This window comes from Shewanella electrica (assembly GCF_022321485.1).
Lineage (GTDB): Bacteria > Pseudomonadota > Gammaproteobacteria > Enterobacterales > Shewanellaceae > Shewanella > Shewanella electrica.
The window spans coordinates 64,494-84,452 of sequence record NZ_JAKOGG010000017.1 but is presented as its reverse complement, the minus strand read 5'-3'; the positions used below and the strand labels follow the sequence as shown (position 1 = coordinate 84,452).

At 48.3% G+C, this 19,959-nt stretch carries 17 protein-coding genes; 7 read left to right on the top strand and 10 right to left on the bottom strand.

Translation table 11 applies throughout. The features are described from left to right. The first annotated feature begins 465 nt into the window (after positions 1-465). Positions 466-1,251 carry a hypothetical protein gene (locus tag L9G74_RS17415; protein ID WP_238898043.1) on the top strand — a complete coding sequence of 262 codons (786 nt, stop codon included), beginning with the start codon at positions 466-468 and terminating at the stop codon, positions 1,249-1,251. Continuing rightward, positions 1,248-2,126 carry a hypothetical protein gene (locus tag L9G74_RS17410; RefSeq protein ID WP_238898042.1) on the top strand — a complete coding sequence of 293 codons (879 nt, stop codon included), beginning with the start codon at positions 1,248-1,250 and terminating at the stop codon, positions 2,124-2,126. Before L9G74_RS17415 ends, L9G74_RS17410 begins: the two co-directional genes overlap by 4 nt. Positions 2,127-2,186: 60 nt before the next feature. Here the strand turns inward: L9G74_RS17410 and L9G74_RS17405 are convergent, their stop codons facing one another. Beyond that, entirely contained in the window at positions 2,187-4,940 is a 2,754-nt protein-coding gene (locus tag L9G74_RS17405; RefSeq protein ID WP_238898041.1) for a hypothetical protein, read from the bottom strand. A gap of 232 nt (positions 4,941-5,172) precedes the next feature. On the opposite strand from L9G74_RS17405, the gene L9G74_RS17400 reads away from it, so the two are divergent. The 5 genes from L9G74_RS17400 to L9G74_RS17380 all read left to right on the top strand — a co-directional run bounded on the left by L9G74_RS17400 (position 5,173) and on the right by L9G74_RS17380 (position 8,248). Continuing rightward, entirely contained in the window at positions 5,173-5,475 is a 303-nt protein-coding gene (locus L9G74_RS17400; RefSeq protein ID WP_238898040.1) for a hypothetical protein, read from the top strand. Between the two features lie 15 nt (positions 5,476-5,490). After that, on the top strand, positions 5,491-5,802 hold the full coding sequence (locus tag L9G74_RS17395) for a hypothetical protein (RefSeq protein ID WP_238898039.1): 312 nt from the start codon (positions 5,491-5,493) through the stop codon (positions 5,800-5,802). Positions 5,803-5,935: 133 nt separating this feature from the next. Continuing rightward, positions 5,936-6,298: a hypothetical protein gene (locus L9G74_RS17390; RefSeq protein ID WP_238898038.1), complete on the top strand. Its 363-nt coding sequence runs from the start codon at positions 5,936-5,938 to the stop codon at positions 6,296-6,298. 178 nt (positions 6,299-6,476) lie between these two features. Then, a complete protein-coding gene (locus L9G74_RS17385) occupies positions 6,477-7,487 on the top strand; it encodes a sensor histidine kinase (RefSeq protein ID WP_238898037.1) in 1,011 nt (336 codons plus the stop codon). Then, complete coding sequence (locus L9G74_RS17380; RefSeq protein WP_238898036.1) at positions 7,484-8,248, top strand: LytR/AlgR family response regulator transcription factor; 765 nt, start codon at positions 7,484-7,486, stop codon at positions 8,246-8,248. Before L9G74_RS17385 ends, L9G74_RS17380 begins: the two co-directional genes overlap by 4 nt. Positions 8,249-8,277: 29 nt before the next feature. On the opposite strand, the gene L9G74_RS17375 is transcribed toward L9G74_RS17380, so the two are convergent. The 9 genes from L9G74_RS17375 to atpG form a co-directional block, all read right to left on the bottom strand. Next, positions 8,278-10,710, bottom strand: coding sequence for an ABC transporter permease (locus L9G74_RS17375; RefSeq protein WP_238898035.1), 2,433 nt, complete (start codon positions 10,708-10,710; stop codon positions 8,278-8,280). Positions 10,711-10,720: 10 nt separating this feature from the next. Next, complete coding sequence (locus L9G74_RS17370) at positions 10,721-11,410, bottom strand: ABC transporter ATP-binding protein (protein ID WP_238898034.1); 690 nt, start codon at positions 11,408-11,410, stop codon at positions 10,721-10,723. 10 nt (positions 11,411-11,420) lie between these two features. After that, a complete protein-coding gene (locus L9G74_RS17365; protein WP_238898033.1) occupies positions 11,421-12,677 on the bottom strand; it encodes an efflux RND transporter periplasmic adaptor subunit in 1,257 nt (418 codons plus the stop codon). A 261-nt stretch (positions 12,678-12,938) separates the two neighbouring features. Next, positions 12,939-14,768 carry a glutamine--fructose-6-phosphate transaminase (isomerizing) gene (gene glmS / locus L9G74_RS17360; protein ID WP_238898032.1) on the bottom strand — a complete coding sequence of 610 codons (1,830 nt, stop codon included), beginning with the start codon at positions 14,766-14,768 and terminating at the stop codon, positions 12,939-12,941. Positions 14,769-14,787: 19 nt separating this feature from the next. After that, complete coding sequence (locus L9G74_RS17355) at positions 14,788-15,561, bottom strand: DeoR/GlpR family DNA-binding transcription regulator (protein WP_238898031.1); 774 nt, start codon at positions 15,559-15,561, stop codon at positions 14,788-14,790. 162 nt (positions 15,562-15,723) lie between these two features. Further along, entirely contained in the window at positions 15,724-17,085 is a 1,362-nt protein-coding gene (glmU, locus tag L9G74_RS17350) for a bifunctional UDP-N-acetylglucosamine diphosphorylase/glucosamine-1-phosphate N-acetyltransferase GlmU (protein ID WP_238898030.1), read from the bottom strand. Between the two features lie 121 nt (positions 17,086-17,206). Further along, complete coding sequence (locus L9G74_RS17345; protein ID WP_238898029.1) at positions 17,207-17,635, bottom strand: F0F1 ATP synthase subunit epsilon; 429 nt, start codon at positions 17,633-17,635, stop codon at positions 17,207-17,209. A gap of 33 nt (positions 17,636-17,668) precedes the next feature. Then, positions 17,669-19,060 (bottom strand): F0F1 ATP synthase subunit beta, encoded by a 1,392-nt coding sequence (atpD, locus tag L9G74_RS17340; protein ID WP_238898028.1) that lies wholly within the window; start codon positions 19,058-19,060, stop codon positions 17,669-17,671. A 35-nt stretch (positions 19,061-19,095) separates the two neighbouring features. Then, positions 19,096-19,956, bottom strand: coding sequence for a F0F1 ATP synthase subunit gamma (gene atpG, locus L9G74_RS17335; RefSeq protein ID WP_238898027.1), 861 nt, complete (start codon positions 19,954-19,956; stop codon positions 19,096-19,098). Between the last annotated feature and the right edge of the window lie 3 nt (positions 19,957-19,959).

Genomic DNA, 19,959 nt, shown 5'->3' with positions numbered 1-19,959 from the left:
AACCAGCAAACAATATGATTTAAAACATACAATTAACGACATACATCACATAAAACACCTGCAAAAAACCTTTTAACTACAAAAATAGGTAAATCTTCACCAATTTTCTATCAATCAAATTAAGGTTATGCCAGAATCCGGCCGCTCTTCTGTAGTAGCTATTTATTAGCCAAACTCAGTGAAACGACGACTATAAGGATGTAACCGTTTGTATTATCGACTATCTCCTCTGCCACAGTTCATCAGTGCGCCAGCACAACAGCCTCATTGTTATCTCGTGCCAACCCATCATTCGTTTTAGCTGCTTATGCGACATCACTCTCAATTGCTGCTTCGCTACAGCCAACCGCCGTACGCAGGTTGGCCACAAATCCCACAGGTTGAAACCAATAACAATACAGGGGTCAAACGGGTTAACATGTTGAATAAAAAACAGTTACCGCTTGGATTATGGGAGCGGCACTGATGTTGTATCCCAAATTAGCTAACGCGTTGTACATTGTGATGCTGCTGGTGGTGTCATTTATCATCGCCTGCATTCCGGAATCTCATCCCCTTGGGTTGGAGCGCAACTTCTATCTGTTCTTCGCCACCGCGTTGTTTATCGTGTCCAACACCGCATTGGTTGGGATTTGCATTAGAGACACATTGTTCTCCAGCAAGACATTAAAAATATTGGGTTATACCAACTTCGGTTTTGCGGTGGTTGGCATGTGCTACTGCGTCAGCCATCAAACCGGCGCGGCAATGATGGCGCTGATGTTCTATTTTTATCAAACCTTCATAGCTTCGGTGCTGGACAGCAATGGCATGAGCTTGGAAGAAAGCCAATATTGCGCCTATCAGTCAACGGGGCTTGCTAAGTGGCTGCTAGGCATCAACCTGTTCATTTCCGCCATAGTGACGTGTGATGTGCTGGCATTCCACCACCAGCTAGATTACCTGCTGACGCTGCTGGTGCTGCTAGGTTGTTACGCGGCGCTGTTTTTGCTGTACGGCATCAAATACCAACTCAACCTGGTTAGCCATAAAAACCAACGGCTAGCGGCTATCGGCATCCCGCTGATCAGTTTGGCTTACATCGTTAATACCGTGTTTAACCACCAGCTCATCGACCCTTTATTCGGCATTGATGGTGAACAGTTGACTATAGACCTCATCATCGCACTGTTTGCCACCGCTAGCGCCGCGATTGTGTGGCGACATCAACAGGTTGCCATCTCCAGTATAAAAGTTGAATTAATGCCATGATTTTGAAAATTATTAAAGATCTTCTTTGGCAAGATCAGTTTGTCGAAACTACAGGCAAGCGTCTCGACCGTGACCGCTACTTCATCGCCCAATCACTGCTCTTTATGATGGCAGTGCTAGTCGATACTTTAGTCATTGCAATCGGATCCAATGGTATTGCGGTGTTAAGCGTCTCCGATCTGTTGGGGCTATTGTGGTTAGCCGCACACCTATTATTGGCTTATCGAACGGTTGGCATTTGGTTCGCTTTACCGCTAACCCTTATTAACTTAGCCACCACCCACTTGGTGATCAATCTACTGCACATCGCTGCAGCGACAAGACATGCATCAAGTACCAATGTGCTCATTGCCGAGATGGCTATTAGCGTGCTTTGGTTAATCCTGCATCTATTTTGGTTTCGCAAGCTTCCACAACTGGCGCAACAACAACCTAAACATCCGCTGCTACAAAGCAATCCCGCACATCAAGATAGATTGCAGCTGCATGCTGTCGGCTACTTTTGGCAGAGTTTTCGGCTGCTGTTGTGGAATATCATCCCCATCATTTTATTCATACTCGGCCGTGCCGATGGCCTGCACTGGGATGACCAAGGTATTACTTTTTGTTTAGGCGCGTGGGGCGTATTACTCTGTTTCTTCGGCGGTAGAATGCTCTATCGTCGCAGCCTTAATATCGGCTGGCACTTTGGCAAAACGTTAACACTGCTGCTGTTGCCTTTGGCCGCCAGCATCACCTTGAAAAGCATTATACCAAGTGAAATAAACATACCTTATGAAGTGGCCCTGTTGCTTATCGGACTGCAGATGCTGCTAAGTTGGTTCAGCATTGTGGTAGTGGCACTACTCGCACTAAAAACAGCGCCACCAAAATAGTTGCACCCAGCAACAACAAAGCGGCCAGTTGGCCGCTTTCTTTGTCTGCACTGCGCAGCATTAGTCTTTAGTAAATAACTTTTTGGCTAATGATTTAACAGCAATTGAGCTGTCATTGAAAAAACGGCTAAAGACACTGTTAGGTACGGCAGCACTCTCGTTGTTATTTTCAGCTTGCTGCTGCGCGGTGGCCAGCATTTGCAGTAGCTTAGCGCGATCTTTGCGCTTGAGGTGGCTATCCATTTTAGGCAAGCGTTGTTCACTCACCAGCTTACCAACAAAGGCTTCACAATCACGCCCTTGTGTCACCGCGTAATACACCAATGAGGCGGTGTCGATGCCGCGTTGATCCAGCCAGTTAAGCGCCCAGTTATCTTTGGCCGCTAAAAATGGCAACCCCACATCAGGATCGCTAATACGGTTATGGCCAACCTCGGCGTGCTGCCACCGCTCCGCCATGGTTAACTCACCGCTGCGAATTAAATGATGGATAAAGGCAGCTTCCGCTGGGGGCACGAGCAAAAAGCGCAAGCCTCGCTCGCCTTGTTGGCAGAAAAACTGTACCAAGCGCACCGCTTGCTCTGCTGGCAGCAGCCAAACAAAGTCCGCTGGGCCAATGCGATAATCTTCCACATACGGCTTCCAACCACGCAATTCTGGCAATTCAAGTGCTTGGGGCGTCAACGCTTCCAGCCCTTCGCCGCTGTGTAGATAGGCAAGTAACTTGTCATAAAGTTGCTGCGCGGTACTGTCAGCAAAACTGTCGTGTAATGAGCGCCATAGCGCTCGTTCAAACAAGGCTTGAATCGGCAACTCACTCTCTGGATACGCTAATTGCGTGTCGGCATAAAACTGCAACACGGCCGTTTCGGTGCAGTAAGGTAACGCCTGTTCCAATGCCTGCCGTTGCAACCATTGCTGCCGTACCAACATGCCGGTTGCATGTTCATCAGCCGTCGCAAAATGCTCAATATTGGCGAGATAGCGCTGCCAAAAGCGTGGATGTGCTGGACGATAACCAGCAACGCGCTGATCCACCAGCAGTTGGAACGCTTGTAAGTGCGCTTCTGGCACACCTAATTGCGCCAGCTGTTCATATACTTGATATTCAACCGATTCATCGTCAATGGCGGCATAGTGCGCATAATTGCCGTAGTAATAGCACACGCGGCTGATCACTCGTTGCGGCGCTAATGCGAGCAACAGTTGCCATTGCCGTCTGGCCAGAATCGCCAAGTTTGACTCTGGGTGGATTTGCTCACAGCCGAGCAACCAAAAGAGGCTAAGTACACCACGTTGATAGCCATCGTGGCGCCAAAGCAGAGCATAAGCGGGTTGTTTGGTGCTGATCTGGCTGCCGCGAGTGCCACCGTCTTGATAGAAAACATCACGGGCAATGGACACCATCTCGTCGAAGTCTTCTTCCCTGCTAACTAACGCTAACCAAGCAAATAGCCGCTCACATTGCTCATGGTCGTCATCGACATAATCGTCTTTGATGTACTCCAGCGACTCATCAATAAAATATTCGTTCAGCCAATCCAGCAGCGCTTCGGTGTCGTCCTCATCCAAAGTGTGGTGTTTGAGGCGATAACTCACAAAGCTCGACAATGGATAATGCCAATCTTCATACAGCCAACGTGAGACAGGAGAGGGTAAGTTGGCGGCAATCTCATCCAAGTTAGTTTTACGTGTAAGTCGGTCCCAATTTGGGCGAATAGCAGACCTTAAATCATTTAGAGCTTGGCTTTCTGCTGCGGTAAAGTCAGTCTCATCATCAGCATCATCATCCCAATCGTCCTCTGGGGATTCATCCCGCGGCCAAGCAGCATAACGGCTCTCAAGATGACGCCATGCTTGCGCCACCACTTCTACGGGTTCACCGGGTTGCAACTCAGTAATGCGGTCGCGAATAGCTAAGGCTTCGGCTTCGACGGTTTGACCAAATATCAGTAGCGCTTGTACTGCATCTTGCCATTCATCATCTTCCTTGTAGTAAGCCAGTTCAGCATCGGCAACGGGCCACTCACCAAGACTGTAGAAGAAGCCTAGTATCACCTCTGCTTTGGTCAACGATTCCATCGGATACGCCAGCACAGGGCGCGCTAGCAGTCGCTCAAGCAATTGCGCTTTAAACCATTGGTAATCTTCTTGGTGTTGCAGCAAATGACTGAGCAAATCTGCTGCGGTCTCATCACCATCACGCCCTTGATAGAAGAAGCGCCGCATATGGGCACTATCACAATAGAGATAGGCTTTAATCAGCGGTCGTTGCCAGCCAAATTCATTCACCAAGTGTGATAGGGTTTCAGGCGCCCAACTGAAGCTTTCAGTGTTCCAATACGGCGTTAAAAAGCTGGCCAGATAGTGGCAATGATTCACATCGGTCAACGCCAGCATAAACAAAGCTTCAAGGCCGAAGTAGTTGTCATCATCCAGTCGCAAATCACCATCATCATTGCGCTGACGGGCAAAGTTCACCATAGCTTCTGCCACTTGCAACAGCTCAGGCATTAACTCGGCAAAGTTCAACGCGGCGGCAAATAAGATCGGTTCACTTTGGTAGGCCTCAGGTTCATCGGGGCGACAGGTATTAATCGCACGCTCAACCAGTGCTTGATTAGCACCAGCATCCGCCAGCGTTAGCGGGCGATCATCACTGTGCACAAATTCGATATTAAACAGTAATTTGCCTATAAAACGGAAAGCACTGCCATCTTGTAGACGTTGGTGATATTCAACTAATGCCGCTTTTATGCTGATGGCATCAGTGGGATTCAGCGCAATCGCTATGCGTTTTTCAAATTGAGACATCGTATTCCTTACTGTCGTTAACCTTGCCGAGGTGCTCTTTTGGGGTGCCTCATGCACCGCTAGAAACCAATAAAATGAAGTGGGGCAGTTTAACTAACCAGCAGTAATACACAACCCACAGGAACGTTTATTTACTCAATAAAAATAATGAGTTAACCAATATTGTGAACGCGGTTAAATTTGAACTAACGCTGTGATTCAGCCACAATGGCGCCATTTTTATGGATAAAGAATGAATCACATGGTTGAAATCAAACAGCTTATTACCACGCGCCAAAACGTTGTTGAAGATTATCGTGCCTTAGGCTTGCGCGTCGATGTGGTGCCTGACTCACAACACCAAGCCCCCTTCGGTAACTCCTGTAATGTCGTCGCCGAGATGGCGTTAAATGTGGATGAAAATGTCCTCGTTGAAGACGAAGTGCTCTGTATTCCCGAGGGTGAAGTGTTTGATTTTGCCAAGATGAAAGACGATTTACTGCGACAGTGTAGTAAACACGCTATCCAAGCCAAGTGGGAGATCAATGTGGCGTGACGCACTGGCGATACGGTGGAAAGTGCGAACTATATCGTTGAAGGTTTATTGAAAATAGCCAAAGACCCCAGCCAAATTACTCGCTTTGAACAGCTGTTTTTTCCAAAAGGCTACCAGCAATCGCTGGCCGAACTGCAACTCACCGAGACTTATCAACAGATAAACCCTCGCGCTAAAGTGCTGCAAATTTTACAAACTAAGCGCTACCAAGAACCCGTTTCTTATTACCACATTGAACTTGCCGCTAGCGTGCCAAAATGTCGATGCGCCCCGCGGGGCGAAAATATCGGTATCGATGATAATGGCCTGTTCCCTTATGACGAATAGCATTGGCAGCGACTTGGCTCATCAACGATTCAGCTAGGCGACAGCGGTCATCCCATAGTCTTACGCCAATTGAGCAATAAGCAACTATGCTTAACTGATAACCACCACAGCAATGCTGCACTAAGGAAGAGTTATGAAAAAGCGAGCAAGTAAGCTAACAGCGTTGGCAACAGCAGTCACTCTAGGTTTAGCTGGCGCCGCGCTATCTACAAGTGTTGTAGCCAAGCAAGATGATCACCACGAACACAAACAAGGCAAACATAAGCAAGAAAAACCGCTGCCGCCGGGTTTACAAAAGAAACTCGCCAATGGTGAACCGCTACCGCCGGGATGGGCAAAAAACTACAGCCGTGGCGATATCTTAGATCGTCGCATTTTTGATCGTGGCCGCATCACAGTGCCAATTGATCGTGACGGCATCATCACCGTCAACGTGGATAACCAGTTGATCCGCTTGGTACGAGACACCCGCGAAATTATTGATATTTTGAAATAACGATTGCGCGCTTAACAGTGAAGAGGAAGGCTAAGCCTTCCTTTTTTAATGATCGCAAACTGCAACTCACCCATGCCTATTTTCGCTGAAATCAACAGTGGAGCTGCATAAATTTCAGACTAGTCACTGCCAAACCATTTTGTTATAAATTGGTGACAACACGGTTATCATCAAAACTATGTCTTTATATTCTTGTATTTACGTGTGCATTCTCGGCAGTCTGTTATACACCATAACAGCCATTGCCCAACTTTACGGTGAAACCGCCTTCTACAGTCCTGTCGTGCATGGCATATCGCTGCTGTACTGCTTTATCAGCTTTATCGCCACCCGCAGCATTACTAAGCTACAACGTTATCAATCCAGTACTCAGATCATCAGGTATATAGAGATTATTTTTATTTCTGGAATGATTAACGCAGTAGCGAGTACTGCAGTCTGGCTATTGATACGGGCGTTAATCAATGAGCATTGGCAGGTACCTTGGCAGGGGTTACTTGCTAACCAAGCGTACTTTTTTGTACAAATCCATCTTATCGTGGCTGGTGGTTACTTGGCGTACTACTACCTTAATCAAGCAAGTCAGGCGGAAATTAATCGCGTTCGCGCCGAACAGGCGTCAACAGCGGCACAATTGAAACTACTGCAACAACAGCTAGAACCTCATTTTTTATTTAACAATCTCAATGTGTTGTCTTCGCTGATTAGCTTTAATCCGCAGGCGGCTGAACACTATGTCACTAAACTTGCCAACCTCTATCGCTATATGTTGAAACACAAAGAGAGCCATTTTGTGCCACTCAATAACGAAATCGCATTTATGCAAGACTACATCGATTTGATGAATATCCGTTTTGATGGCGCCTATGTGCTGAACATCAAAACCGATATTGCCGCACATCAACATGACTTGATTGCGGTAGGCAGCTTGCAAACCTTGATGGAAAACGCGATTAAACATAATCAAGCCAGCCATGATGCTCCATTGCAAATAGACCTATTTATCACCCAACAGCAGTTAACCTTAATCAATCCCAAAACGCTGAAGCCAAAGGTGAATTCAACAGGGACGGGATTAACTAACCTCATACAACGCTACCAAACCTTAGTGAATAAACCGGTCTCTATTGAAGAGTCACAAGATTATTTCTCGGTCTCGCTCCCGCTAATTGCCCCAGGAAGCCTATGAAAGTCGTCATTATTGAAGATGAAAAGCTCGCCACACAAAAGCTAAAAGCCATGTTGCTCAAAGCCGAGGCAGATATTGAGATCATTGCAGAGTTAGATTCAGTAGCGGCCACGCTACAATGGCTACAGCATAATTCCCCACCAGCACTCATCTTTTCTGATATTGAACTGTTGGACGGTAAGGTATTTAGCGCATTTGAACAAACATCGCCGAACTGCCCGGTGATATTTACCACGGCGTACGATGATTATTTGCAGCAAGCATTTGCAAGCAATGGTATTGAGTATCTATTAAAGCCGTTTGACCAGCAGCGCCTTGAAGCCTCTTTAGCGAAATTTCATCGCTTAGGTCAGCAGTTTTCTACGGTATCGACCGACTTAGTCAACCAATTGCAACAGGCGTTAACACCTAGCTTCCGTGAATATAAACAGCGCTTTACGATCAAACGGCATGATGCGATGGAGCTAGTTGACGCCAAAGAGTTGGCACTGTTTCGTTTAGATCACACCGGCTTATTTGCATACAACGGGGCGGGCAAGTATTTTCCAATGCATGACTTCACCCTCAATGCATTAGAACAACAGTTATCTCCAAAAACATTCTTTCGCATAAACAGAAATGAAATCATAAACATAGATTTCATTGAGTTCATCATTAACCACAGTAAAGATAAACTAAAACTCAAGCTGAAAGGCTTAGATTTTGACTGCATTACCAGCTCGCACCGTACGCCTGAGTTTAGAAAATGGTTAGATGCCTAAGATGCAAAAAGGGGCTAATGCCCCTTTATTTACTCTGTGCGTAACACCCGCGCTAAATTGACGTGACCAAGTAGCTTAACCACACCGACAACCACTAGCGCAATCATCCCCATCAGTAAAAACGGGGCGAGTAAATACAGCCACCATTGCGCTCCAACATGCACCATAAACTGTACCAACCAATGTTCGGTGAGCCACCACGTCGGTAAGATAATCGCACTCCAAGCCACCAGCACCAGTACCAGAAACTCCCGCCCCAAAATCCAGCACAGATCCAATACTCCAGCCCCCATGAGTTGCCGTAGTGCGAACTCTTTTAAACGTCGCTGAGCGCTAAAACTACATAAACCCAGTACGCCAAATGTCACCACCAACAATGCCAGAAGATTAAACAGGTTCACCATATTGGAGCCCAATCTATCTTGACGGTAGAGTGCAGATACACGCGAACTCAACAGTTGGTAACGCGGAAAGTTACTGGAAAACCGACTAGCCCAAAGTGTTCTTAGCTGGGCCAAAGTATCGAGATAGTGCCCAGCATCAAAGCTAACCACCAGTTGTGATTTGGCTTGTAGCACGTTGCCCGTAACAAATACCATTGGTCGCAGCGGTGCTTTAAGCGATGTTGTATAGTAATCATCCACCACTGCAACAATACGACCAAGATTGACGGTATCGAAACTCGGGTCCCAGCCTAAAGTTAACTGTTGCCCGATAGCTTCTTTGGCAGTGCTATATCCCAGCGCCACTAGCACCGTTTTGTTGATAATCACCGGGATAGATTCATTGCTGGTGGCATTGGCAGATAGCTCATGCTCCTGTGGCAAAAACTCTCTACCAGCCAGCAACTTAATTCCCATAGTGGCAAAAAAATCACTCGATACGGTATCAATCAACACATTTTCTACTGACAACTGATGCTGAGTGGCCGACCGTAAAGATACGACATTGCCGTGCTGTTGCGAGGGAATAAACTCCGCCGCTGCCACCTGTTTGATATTGCTTGAACGCTGCAACTGCTGCGAAAACATAGGTAGCGTGGCAAATAGCTCTCTAGAATCAATGTCGCTGAAAACCAACTTGTCTTGTTGCTCGTACCCCAACGGCGTTTGCTCAATCAATCGTATCTGCGCATATATATGACCACCAAGAATGGCGAGACCGATGGCGCAAGCCAGTTGGCAAAATAATACGCTTCGGCGAAACCAATGACCGCTTTTGCCCTTAAAGCCAGCGCCGCGTAACGCAGCAAGCGTGGGAATAGCAGAGAGTACCAATGCGGGATAAAAACCAGCCCCCAACACCACCAGCATAAACAGCCCGAACATCCATATAAACCAACGCAGATCCCACAGCATGGAGAACTGCAGTGATTGATCAAAGGCGGTGTTAACCCAAGGTAATAGCAGTAACATGCCGATAAGCGCTACGGTAAAGGCGATAAAAACCAATAGTAGCGACTCACACATAAACTGATTCACCATCATTGACCGAGTGGCGCCAACCACCTGCCGCACACCAATCTCTTTGGCACGACGCCCAGCGGTTGCTGTAGCAAAGTTGATATAGTTGAAGATGGCAATAAACAGAATAACCGCGATTAAGCTGGCGAATATCGACATCTGACGCGCATCACCATTGACCTTAAATTCATTCATTGCGTGGCCATGTAGGTGAATATCACTGATCGGTTGCAATACAAAATGGAGTGTAAAGTCAGGCACAATTTGTTGTATGGGTTGGCTCAACAAGTCGGTTATACGCTGCTCCAATTGCTGACGCTGAACATGGTCGGCAAGTCGCACATAGGTGTAAAAATCATTACGCATCCAACTTTCTAGCCCGCCTCGGCCTTCTATCGCCTCCAATGAGGCCATGCCGGCAATCATATCTAACTGCAAATGGGTATTACGCGGCAGATCAGCAATCACCGCCAATACTTGCATCGGTTCACCCGTTGGCATCATTACCCGCTGATTGAGCGGCTGTTGTGCACCAAACCAACGTTTAGCGGTACTTTGCGTGATGACCAATCCTTCTGGGCGCGTCAATGCTTGGTGGATGTCTCCAGCTAGCGTGTCAAAGTGCAACATATCGGCAAGGTTGGTATCAGCAAAGACCACATTGGGTTCTAAATACTGCCGTTTACCCACACGCAGATTCAGTGTTCGACGCGTCAGGCGAGTACCGTCAGCGACCAGTCCCTTTTCCACCAATAGCTGCCCCATCGGCCCAGCAATAGCGGCCACTTGTGTGTTATCCATCGAATCGAACACGATTTCCAGCCGTGCCAAACGTTGATGTTGTGGATGGTAAGTATCAAACCCGGTTTCAGAGACAATGATCAGTAACAGGATTAACGTGGCACATAGGCCGACAGCCAAGCCTAATATATTGATAATGGTATATTTCCCTTGGGCTTTTACCGCCAATAATGCACTGTGCAAATAATGCCAAAACATAGAATACTCCTCAGTTCGCTGTCGCCAATTTGGCACTATTGTTGATGAGTGTACCGTCTGCCATTTCCACCACGCGGCCGCAGTATTCGGCATGTTCCGGACTATGGGTGACCATCACAATCGTGGCGCCTTCGGCATTAAGTTCCTGCAATAAGCTCATCACTTCAGCGCCGATACGAGAATCTAAATTACCGGTGGGTTCATCAGCGAGAATGACCCGTGGTCGCGTGACAAGTGCTCGGGCAATGGCAACACGTTGCTGTTGGCCACCTGATAGCTGTAGCGGGCGATGTAATTGACGTTGTGTTAGCTCCAAACGCTCAAGTACCTCGTTAACACGCTGTTGGCGTTCACTTTTTGCCACTTTTTGATACAGCAACGGTAACTCGATATTTTGATAAACCGTTAAATCGTCGATCAGATTGAAGTTCTGAAAGATGTACCCCAAGTGCGACGCGCGAAACTTTTGCCGAGCAGAACGAGACATCTGGTACAGATCGCTGCCTTCAAACCAATAATGACCAGCGTCTGCGTTTTCTAATAAACCAATATGGTTAAGCAAGGTGGACTTGCCGCTACCAGAACTGCCCATAATGGCAATAAACTCGCCCTCATTGATGGTTAAGCTAACGTCAGTAAGCGCTTGGGTTTTCACCTCATCGTTGGCGAATGTTTTGCTAATATTTTCAAGCGTAATCATAGTGATATCCTTAACTATCAAAATTGAAATTGATGACCGTAGCGTTATTGAACTCCTTGTAAGGTGAAACGATGACGCTTTCACCCGCGGCCAAGCCACTCACCACTTCGACCTGCGTTCCGTTTTCACGACCGAGTGTGATAGCACGTCGCTGTGCCGTCTTGCCGTCGGCGCTGACAACAAAGGCCCATTGCCCACCGGAATCTTGAATAAAGCCACCAAGTGGTAACTGCAGCACTTCAGCTTCATTGGAGAGGTTTAACGCCACGGTGAGGTTTTGCCCACGACGTAGTTTTTCAGTAAGCGGTTGCTCAAATTTGAGTTCAATTTTGAATTTGCCGTTTTCGACTTGGGAATAGATCTTGTCGACGCTGACTTGCACAGCGCTATTGTTGATATACGCCGTCCCCGATAAGCCGACATACACGTTATTGAGATAAAACTCATCGATGCTCGACTCCACTTTAAACGCGGCTAAGTTGTCGACTTGTCCTAGACGCTCACCTTGCGCTTTTGATTCACCTAGCTCGGCGTTGAGTGAAGACAATTGACCGTCAATCGGCGCTTTAACGACTAGGTTATCGAGGTTCTTGCGAGCAAATTTGAGGTTTTTATTGAGTTGCTCCACGCTATCTTCAAGCTGCACAAGTTGGATTTTTCGTTGTTCGTTATCCACTTTTTGGCTTTCAATCGTTAGCTCGCGCGCCACCAACAGGTAGTTGAGTTCATCCGCAACTTGCTGGTACTCATCCTCAGAGATCAAATGCTTACCTAGCAGCACCTTGTTCTGTTTATTTTTACGCTGTAACTTTTTGATTTGATAATCATAGTTGGCAAGTTCCTGCTTTAAGCTCAAAGCATTTTGTTGAATTGCCAAACGGGTATCTTGCAGGTTATTAAGCTGCTCAGATATCTGCGCCTCACGTGAGATAACATCTAATTGCAGGCTGGTATTGCTCAATACCAATAATGGTTGCCCTTTGGTGACCAATTGCCCCTCTTCAACCAGAAGCTGCTCCACCCGCCCACCTTCAATGGCATCGAGATAGACACTTTGGTCTGGCACGTAAGTACCGCGAATACTGATTTGCTCACGAAATGGGGCTTCAACCACCGCAGCAACTTCGAGCGTTGATACGGCAATAGTCTCAGTGTGTGCCGTAGGCGTTTGCCAAGCACCAAAGGCGGCAACCGACACAACGGCAATGATGACAACCAACCACTTGCGATTAAGTTTTATTGGCCAATTGAATAATTTAATGTTCATGGCATAGCTCCTTTCTCTGTTGAGCAAACCTTAGCTAGCCTGTTCTACGAGTAAAAGCAGCAAAATGCTGACTGCGGAAGAGTGGGTTGTGAATGGGGAAAATCGCCAGTGGAATGAAATGAACTTAGGATAACCATCGGCGCAATGGCACGATAAATTCTTCAATTAGCGCCGAGGACAGGCACTTTTTAGCGGAGACACACCAATAAAAAAGGCGACTTACCATAGATAAGCCGCCCTCCTTACAGTAATTTCTAATGCTTATTCAACGGTCACCGACTTTGCCAAGTTACGCGGTTGGTCCACGTCTGTACCTTTAATCAAGGCGACGTGGTAAGACAACAACTGCAATGGCAGGGTATAGATGATCGGGGCAATAAATTCATCGCAGTGTGGCACTGGGATCACTTTCATGGTGTCATCGGAGCTGAATTTGGCATCAACATCAGCAAACACGTACATCAGACCGCCACGGGCACGGACTTCTTCCACGTTAGATTTGAGTTTTTCCAACAACTCATTGTTGGGAGCAACGACGATGACCGGCATATCGGCATCAATCAACGCCAGCGGGCCATGTTTTAACTCGCCAGAGGCATAAGCTTCGGCATGGATGTAAGAGATCTCTTTCAGCTTCAGCGCACCTTCCATAGCAATCGGATATTGCTCACCACGGCCCAAGAACAACGCATGGCTCTTGTCGGCAAAGTCTTCCGCCAACTCAGCAATCGCGTCATCCAGTGCCAAGGTTTGCTCAACTTTGGCTGGCAGAGATTGCAGGCTGTGTACCATAGCCGCTTCTACATCACTGCTCATGCCGTTGTTACGGCCGATGACGGCAGTCAACATCAGCAAGCCGGCAAGTTGTACGGTAAAGGCTTTAGTGGATGCTACACCAATCTCGGCGCCGGCTTTCATCATGTAGGCCATGTCGGATTCACGCACCAGCGATGAACCAGGCACGTTACAGATGGTCAGCGAAGCTTTGTAACCCATCTCTTTGGCAAGGCGCAGAGCCGCCAAAGTATCTGCGGTTTCGCCCGATTGGGAAATGGTGACCAACAAGCTGTTAGGGAAAGTGAATGATTTGCGATAACGGAACTCAGAGGCGATTTCTACGTTACACGACACGCCGGCCCATTGTTCCAGCCAGTAACGCGCAGTCATGGCGGCGTGATACGACGTACCACAAGCGATGATCTGTACGTGGCGGATATCTTTCAGTAAGGCCGCAGCATTATCACCAAAGGCATCGGCAATCACTTTGCCGCTGCTGATGCGCTGTTCTAATGTACGCGTCAGCGCTAAAGGCTGTTCGTGGATCTCTTTGAGCATATAATGACGGTATTCGCCTTTATCGCCTGCGTCGTGTGATACTTCGGTTTCTTTCGCTTCGCGAGTAACAGCATTACCTGCGGCATCATAGATGCTGACGCTGCGGCGAGTAATTTCAGCCACATCGCCTTCTTCCAGATAAGCAAACTTACGAGTGACCGGCAGCAGCGCCATGATGTCAGAAGCCACAAAGTTCTCACCGAGACCAAACCCGACCACCAGCGGGCTACCGCTACGAGCGACCACCATACGTTCGCTATCGCGACGGTCGATCACTACCGTACCGTAGGCACCTTCCAACTGTTTCACGGTCGCTTGTACCGCCGCAAGCAATGAGTCGTGTGATTTCAACTCGTGATGCACTAAGTGGGCAATCACTTCTGTATCGGTGTCCGATTCAAATTGATAGCCCAAACCTTGCAGCTGTTCGCGCAGTTCAGCGTGGTTTTCAATAATGCCGTTATGCACCACGGCGATATCGCCAGCGGATTGGTGCGGGTGGGCGTTGCGCTCGTTCGGTTCACCGTGGGTGGCCCAACGCGTGTGCGCAATACCAGTGCCGCCCGGCAAGGGATGTTCAGCTAGCGCATTCGCTAACTCTTGTACTTTACCCACACGGCGAGTGCGTTGCAGCGTGCCTTCGTTCAGCACTGCCACACCAGCAGAGTCATAACCGCGGTACTCAAGGCGCTTTAAGCCCTCAAGCAGAATTTCCATTACATCACGTTGTGCTACGGCACCGACGATTCCACACATAATATGTTCCCTGAATAAATTAGTTGCTCACCGAGTCCACCAGCAACAGTTGCACGCCCTGTGCAGCAATGGCAGCGGCGGCGGTAGCGGGTAAGCGGCTATCTGTGACTAAGATGTCGATCGATTCCCATGACAATTCAAGATTGGGAATACGACGTTGAATTTTGTCTGCTTCGAGCATGACGATGACCTGCTGTGAGACTTCCGCCATCACTTTGCTAAGGCCAGTCAGCTCGTTAAACGTGGTGGTGCCGCGGTCAAGATCGATACCATCAGCACCAATAAACAGTTGGTCGAAATTGTAAGAGCGCAGCACTTGTTCGGCCATCTGCCCCTGAAACGACTCCGAATGTGGGTCCCAAGTGCCGCCGGTCATCAATAAAGTGGGCTCATGTTCCAGCTCATGAATCGCGTTAGCCAATTGCAAAGAGTTGGTCATCACCACTAAGCCACGTTTGTGGTTAAGTTCGGGGATCAGTCCCAGCGTAGTGGAGCCACAATCGATAATGATGCGATTGTGATCGCGAATAAGCTCAGCCGCTTTGTTAGCAATGGCTTGTTGGTTGGCTGATGGACCGCTGGTGGGCGCGACGGCGATCTCTTGTGGCAGCGGGATGGCACCACCATAGCGACGTAACAATAGGCCATCTTTTTCGAGCGCCGCCAGATCCTTGCGAATGGTGACTTCGGAGGTACTGAATTCAGCAGACAACTGTTCAACACTGACTTCACCAGTGTGATTGAGTCGTTCGACGATGGTTCGGCGACGTTGCTGCGTGTTACGTTTGGTCATGAATCCAACCTAAATTTCGTTTCGAAACAAATTATATTCATTCGAAAGTTTTAGACAAGGACAAATTGTCATCAATGGCTATTTTTTCACGTTGTTCAGCCAGAAAACAAAAAGCACCGCCAACGGTGCTTTCGAAACGAAACTTACAGTTTTAATCAGCGACTATTTTTTCTTTACCGGACGCTGCCAACCAGCAATGTGACGCTGCTTAACACGGGTAATCACCAACTCATTCTCACCGACATCACGGGTGATGGTTGAGCCAGCCCCCAAGGTGGCATTCTTGCCCACCGTTACCGGCGCCACCAGCTGAGTATCACTGCCGACAAACACGCCATCTTCAATCACGGTCAGGTGTTTATTGGCACCATCATAGTTACAAGTGATGGTACCGGCGCCAATGTTTACCCCGCTGCCGATCTGGGCATCGCCCAAATAGGTTAAGTGGCCAGCTTTCGAGCCATCGCCTAATACCGCTTTTTTCATCTCAACGAAGTTACCCACATGGGCATCGGTTTTCAGTTCGGCGCCGGGGCGCAAACGTGCGAATGGACCGGCGCTAGCCGCATTGCCTAGCTTGGCACCTTCAATAATGCTGTAGGGTTTGATTTCGGCATTATCGGCAATCTGACAATCTTTGAGGATGGCACCCGCACCAATAGTGACGTTATTACCCAGTACCACCGTGCCCTCAAAAATCACATTCACGTCGATCATCACATCCATACCGATGCTGACATCACCACGAATATCGATGCGGGCAGGGTCGCGCAGGTTGGCACCATTGAGCATCAGCTCTTCAGCGCGGCGCGCTTGATAAGCACGTTCCAACGTTGCCAGTTGTACGCGGTTATTCGCGCCTTCGGTTTCAATCGCGTTAGTAGGATGTGCCGTGGCAATCGGTACGCCTTCAGCATGCGCCATCGCCACAATATCGGTCAGATAAAACTCGCCTTGGGCATTGTTGTTATCCAGCTTCGCCAACCAAGTTTTAAGCTGTTTACCCGGTACCGCCATGATGCCGCTGTTAACTTCGTTAATAGCTAATTGCTCAGCGTTGGCATCTTTCTGCTCGACGATACCAACCACTTGGTCATTATTGCGCACAATGCGGCCATAACCGGTCGGGTTATCAAGGTTGACGGTCAGCAGTGCCATACCATCTGCCGCGCGCGCATCTAGCAGTGCTTGCAGCGTCGCAGTTTGAATGAGTGGCACATCGCCATACAGGATCAGTACGCTGTCATCATCGCTGATATGGGGTACGGCTTGCGCCACCGCATGCCCAGTACCGAGTTGCTCCGCTTGTTCAATCCATTGCAAAGCACTGTTGTTGACTGCGGCTTGCAGCTTATCGCCACCATAGCCATAGATCAGATTAATGTTGTCGGCGTTGAGCGCCTTAGCGGTATCAATCACATGTTGCACCATCGCTTTATGAGCAACTTTGTGGAGGACTTTGGGCAAGTCAGAACGCATGCGAGTCCCTTTACCCGCAGCAAGAATGACAACATTGAGCGACATATTCACTCCTTAGTGATTGAAGACCGGCACATTCTAACCAAATCAAGTCGGGCGGTCAGTGTTTGTCTAAATTTGTGCAATAAAAAAGGCGCCCTGAGGCGCCTTTTTAAGCAGAGTTACATTATCTGGCAATGTTCTTCTTGATGGTATCAACAACACGCAACTGAGCGACGGCTTTAGCCAGCTCCATTGCGGCTGCCGCATAGTTGAAGTCAGCACCCGCGTTGGCCATTTCGGCCTCTGCACGACGCTTAGCTTCCGCTGCGGACTGTTCGTCAATCTCATCGGCACGCAATACAACATCAGCCAGAACAGACACAGAAGTAGGTTGTACTTCCAGGATACCACCTGAAAGGTAAAACACTTCTTCTTTGCCGTCCTGTTTGACGATGCGCGCCATGCCAGGTTTGATATTGGTCAGCAGTGGAGTGTGACCAGGCATAATGCCCAATTCACCCTCAGCACCAGTCACCTGCAAGCTAGCCACTAGGCCAGAGTAGATGCGGCTTTCTGCACTGACGATATCAAGTTGTACTGTCATGGCTGCCATGCTGTTCTCCTATGTTAACCGAGCTGGGCTCGATTACTTCTTCTTGTTGGCTTTCTCAACGGCTTCGTCGATTGAACCAACCATATAGAACACTTGCTCTGGCAGATCATCATATTCACCGTTCAGGATGCCTTTGAAGCCACGGATGGTGTCTTTCAAAGAAACATACTTACCAGGAGAACCAGTAAATACTTCTGCTACGTGGAATGGCTGAGACAGGAAACGCTCAATTTTACGCGCACGTGAAACTGTCATCTTGTCGTCATCTGACAGTTCGTCCATACCCAAAATCGCGATGATGTCTTTCAGCTCTTTGTAACGCTGCAGTACGTTCTGTACGCCTGTTGCTGTGTCATAGTGCTCTTGACCAACCACTTGTGGATCCAGCTGACGTGAAGTCGAATCCAGTGGGTCAACCGCTGGGTAGATACCCAGAGAAGCAATTTGACGTGACAGTACTACGGTCGCATCCAAGTGAGCGAAGGTAGTTGCAGGGCTAGGGTCAGTCAAGTCATCCGCAGGTACGTATACCGCTTGTACCGAAGTGATAGAACCCACTTTGGTAGAAGTAATACGTTCTTGCAGAACACCCATCTCTTCAGCCAGTGTTGGCTGATAACCCACAGCTGAAGGCATACGACCCAGCAGTGCTGATACTTCAGTACCAGCCAAGGTGTAACGGTAGATGTTGTCAACGAACAACAGTACGTCACGACCTTCGTCACGGAATTTTTCCGCCATGGTCAGACCGGTCAACGCCACACGCAGACGGTTGCCTGGTGGTTCGTTCATCTGGCCGTAAACCATTGCTACTTTGTCCAGTACGCCTGAATCCTGCATTTCGTAGTAGAAGTCGTTACCTTCACGGGTACGTTCACCTACACCAGCAAATACAGACAAACCTGAGTGAGCTTTAGCGATGTTGTTAATCAGTTCCATCATGTTAACTGTCTTACCAACACCCGCACCACCGAACAGACCAACTTTACCACCCTTAGCGAATGGACATACCAAGTCGATTACCTTGATACCAGTTTCCAGTAGTTCAGTAGTATTTGATTGCTCTTCATATGAAGGAGCTGCACGGTGGATAACGTATTTTTCGTCTTCACCGATAGGACCCGCTTCATCCACTGGCTCACCTAGAACGTTCATGATACGGCCCAAAGTGGCAGTACCAACAGGAACAGAAATAGGAGAACCTGTGTTTTCAACCTCAATACCACGACGCAAACCGTCAGAAGTACCCATAGCGATGGTACGAACTACACCACCACCAAGCTGCTGCTGCACTTCCAGCACCAGGCCTTTACAGGCACCTTCACCAACGATTTTCAGAGCGTCATATACCTGAGGTACAGCATCTTGTGGAAACTCTACGTCCACAACCGCGCCAATTACTTGGACAACAGTACCTGTGCTCATGATTAATCCTCTAAAACTTGTCTTCGTTACCCAGCCTAAACCGCAGCTGCACCTGATACGATTTCCGACAGTTCTTGCGTAATTGCAGCCTGACGGGCTTTGTTGTATACCAGTTGCAGATCATCGATCAGGGAGCCTGCGTTATCTGTTGCCGCCTTCATCGCTACCATACGGGCAGCTTGTTCAGACGCCAGATTTTCAACAACACCCTGATACACCTGAGATTCCACATAACGCACCAGCAATTTATCCAACAATGCTTTTGGATCTGGTTCGTAGATATAATCCCAGTGATGCTTAGCATCATCTTTCTCGGATTTAGGCAAAGGCAGCAGCTGTTCGATCACAGGAGTCTGCGTCATAGTGTTCACAAATTTGTTGAACACCACATACAGACGATCCAGTTTGCCTTCGTTGTAAGCTTGCAGCATAACGCGCACAGTACCGATCAAATCTGCCAATTTAGGTGCATCACCTAAACCAGAAGCATGAGCGGGTACTTTGCCGCCGAAGCTTTTGAAAAACTGCACACTACGAGCGCCGATTGGACAAAATTCCACGTCAACGCCTTTCTCTTTCCAGCTTTTCACGTCTGCGACAACCCTTTTAAACAGGTTGACGTTCAAACCACCACAAAGGCCACGGTCGGTTGCCACAACAATGTAACCAACCCGCTTGGCTTCTCTCACCTCTAAATAGGGGTGTTTGTATTCCAGAGAGCCTTGCGCAACGTGACCGATCACCTTACGCATACTTTCCGCATATGGACGACTTGAAGCCATGCGATCCTGCGCTTTACGCATTTTACTCGCGGCTACCATTTCCATCGCAGAAGTGATCTTCTGTGTGTTTTTCACACTGGAGATCTTTGTCTTAATCTCTTTTGCGCCGGCCATCTT